Source organism: Frankia tisae, assembly GCF_025403405.1.
Lineage (GTDB): Bacteria > Actinomycetota > Actinomycetes > Frankiales > Frankiaceae > Frankia > Frankia tisai.
Genome location: NZ_JANEZT010000554.1, coordinates 1 through 2,908, shown reverse-complemented (window position 1 = coordinate 2,908; position 2,908 = coordinate 1). Strand labels below are relative to the sequence as shown.

2 protein-coding genes are annotated in these 2,908 nt (G+C 76.8%); both read right to left on the bottom strand.

All coding sequences use genetic code 11. The features are described 5' to 3' along the window. The coding region (locus NBZ85_RS29710) for a vWA domain-containing protein (RefSeq protein ID WP_261563249.1) at positions 1-1,750 on the bottom strand (1,750 nt) is incomplete at its 3' end. After that, positions 1,747-2,908: hypothetical protein (locus NBZ85_RS29705; RefSeq protein WP_261563247.1), on the bottom strand; the 1,162-nt coding region annotated here is incomplete at its 5' end. The genes NBZ85_RS29705 and NBZ85_RS29710, both read right to left, overlap by 4 nt.

Genomic DNA, 2,908 nt, shown 5'->3' with positions numbered 1-2,908 from the left:
GGGTGGGGCCGGCCGGCTGGCCGGGCAGCTCATAGGTGAACGTGACATCGCCGTGCCCGCGGGTGTCGCCGGGCCGCAGCACCAGCGGCGGCAACCCGGTGATGCCGGGCGGCTGGTAGTCGATCACCAGGTCGATCCGGTCCCGCCCGGCCCGGCCCGCGGCCGGGGTGCCCCCGGCGGGCCGCCCGCGTCCCGACCGCCCGCGTCCCGACCGCCGGCCACGGAGGCTGCCGGTGCCGGGGACCGCGACATCGTCGTCCCGCTCCGGTCCCAGGCGTAGTCGCCGGCCGCGCATCGCCACCCGGTCGAGCCGCCCGTCGGCCGCCTCGGCCGCCAGCACGCCTCTCAACCGGGGCCGGCGGCGGTCGAGGAAGCCCAGCGCGAACATCACCACCAGCATGACCAGCACGATGATCTCGACGATGGCCGCCGGATTCCAGCCGGCCGCGGCGGAGCCGTGCAGGCGGGTCACCGCGCCGCGGGCGGCCGGGTCCATCCGCAGCCCGAACTCCGAGGTGAGCACGGCACGCCAGGGCGAATCAACGGTGGTCTCCAGTCGCAGCCCGCCGTCGACCCGGGCGCTACGTCGCACCGCCCCGCCGGTGCGTGCGGACCACGCCACCGGCACCTGGTAGACGCGCCGCTCCCCGGGGGCGAGGACGATGCGTCCGGGCAGGTCACCGCCGAGAGCACCGGCTGCCATGGCGCCGACCGCCGGAGTGGTGATGGTCAACGACGGGTCGGCGGAGACCACGCGGGCGCCGGTGAGCTCCACCGGCAGGCGCCGTGCGGTCGAAGTCACCGTGACCTCGACGCTGCCGGCACCTACGGTCGGATCGACGTCGTCGAGCGTGTGACCAGCCAACGCCCAGCGCCAGCCGACCGTGACGACCGGACCGCGCACGTCGTCGGCAAGCAGCTCGGCCGCCTTCCGCGCCCGCGCGTGCTGCTGGACGCGGGACAGGTAGTCGGGAAGCTGATCGGGCGGCAGGGCCAGCACGGTCGTCGCGGGCAGGACGCTGCGCAACAGCGTCGCCCCCGCCCGGCCGGCGTCGGCGTTGTCGAGGGCGAAGGCGTAGCCGGCGATGTCGCGGCCGGCCAGGCGGGTGCGGACCCGCTCGGCGAGGTCGGTCCAGGGCCGGCCGGTCTCCGCGGGGAACGGCGAGTTCGCGGGAGGCTGGTGCCGCCCGTCGGTCAGCAGGATCACCGCGCCGGAACGCGCCGCGTCCGGATGGTCGAGCAGGTCGACCGCGGTCGACAGGGCCGCGCCGATGTCGGTGCTGGCCCCGGTCGCGGCGGCCGGCAGCCGGCCGATCGCCGAGCGGGCGTCCGCCGCCGAACCGCTGAACGCCACCTGGGGCACCTCGTCGAAGCCGACGACGGAGAGCCGGTCGGCGGGGTCGAGACTGGCGGCGAACGACGCCAGGGTGGACCGGACCGGGCCGTAGAGCCCGCCACGCGACATCGACGCCGAGGTGTCGACGAGCACGACGTATTCGGCCGGCAGGGTCGGCACGCCGAGCGCGTCGAGCACCGCCGTCCGCCCGAGCTGCGCCACCCCGCCAGCACCGGCCGCCCGCGCGGCGCTCGGGCTGCCCGGCACAAGGGCCAGCAGGACCGCCGTGAGCAGCACCGGCAGCACCGGCAGCAGCACCAGCACCGCACGCGGCGGCGCTGCCGATGATCGGCCGGCGCCCCAGGGCAGCCTCGGCCCTCGGCGGGTGGATGCCTTCCGACGTCTGGCTTTCACGACTCGTCCCCCAGCCGGCCACGGTGCCGCACACCCTTGATGACCGCGCCGGCCCGGTCGGAGATCGCCCGGATGCCGCCCCGGCCCCGGTCGCGTTCGACGAGGTCGGCGACGCCCGCGGCGAGCGGGGCCAGCCGGTCGAGGAGGATCGCGCGGTCCGGCGGGTCGAGCTCGGCGGCCAGCGCGGCGAGCGCCTCCGTGCGCAGGCACAGCCGGGCCGGCGCGACCTCGGTGAGCCAGCCGGCGAGGTCGGCGGCGAGGTCGGCGCCCAGCCGGCCCGCCTGGATCTCCCGGACGGCCGGGGCCAGCAGGTCCGCCGCGGGCGGGTCCTCGGGGAACGCCGCCACCGCAAGCTCGCCCAGCAGCAGGAACAGGCCCTCGCTGTCGGTCGGTCGCCGGGAGTCCCCGGCGGCGCGGGCGAGCACCGTGGCCAGCGGGGCCTCCTCCAGCTCGGCCGTCATCTGCCGGGCCAGGTCGAGGTAGTCCGCATGGAGCACCGGGATGCCCCAGCCGGCCGCGTCCACGGTCGGGCGGCCGGGCCGCCTTCCGGCCGTGGCCTCGCCGGCCAGCACGCCGCGCAGGTTGCGATCCGCCCGTTGGATCATGGAAAGGCCGGCCGGGTCGGCGCCGTCGATTGCGCCGAGCAGCGTCGTCAGCAGGCCCGTCTCGAACAGGGCGACCGAGCCCAGGCCCGTGATGAACTCCGTGACGGGCAGTTCGCCCGCCTCCCCGCGGCACACGCCGCGCACCAGCTCGCGCAGGGCGGCGCGAACGCTGAAGCCGGTGGGCATCGCCCGCGGGTTCACCGCGCGCCGGGCGATCTCGTCCGCGCAGCCGACGACGATCTCCAGCGCGTCGACGCCGTCGGGTTGCCAGGCGCTCGCGCGCAGGGCCGCGAGCAGCTCCACCGGGCGCACCCCGACCAGCAGGGCATCCGCGCACAGGTCGGCGACCACCTCGACGTCGGGATTGGCCGGCAGGGCGCGGATCAGCGCGGCCAGGTGAGCGGCCCGGGTGGCCGGATAGTCGTCGGTGACGAGCCGGCGCCAGTCCCTGCCACCCGGCACCTGGTAGAGCTCGCGGCGCCGGTTCAACACCCCGTACACCGCCAGCACCAGGGCGGCAGCGTCCACCCCGTCGGCGGTGGCGACCTTGTAC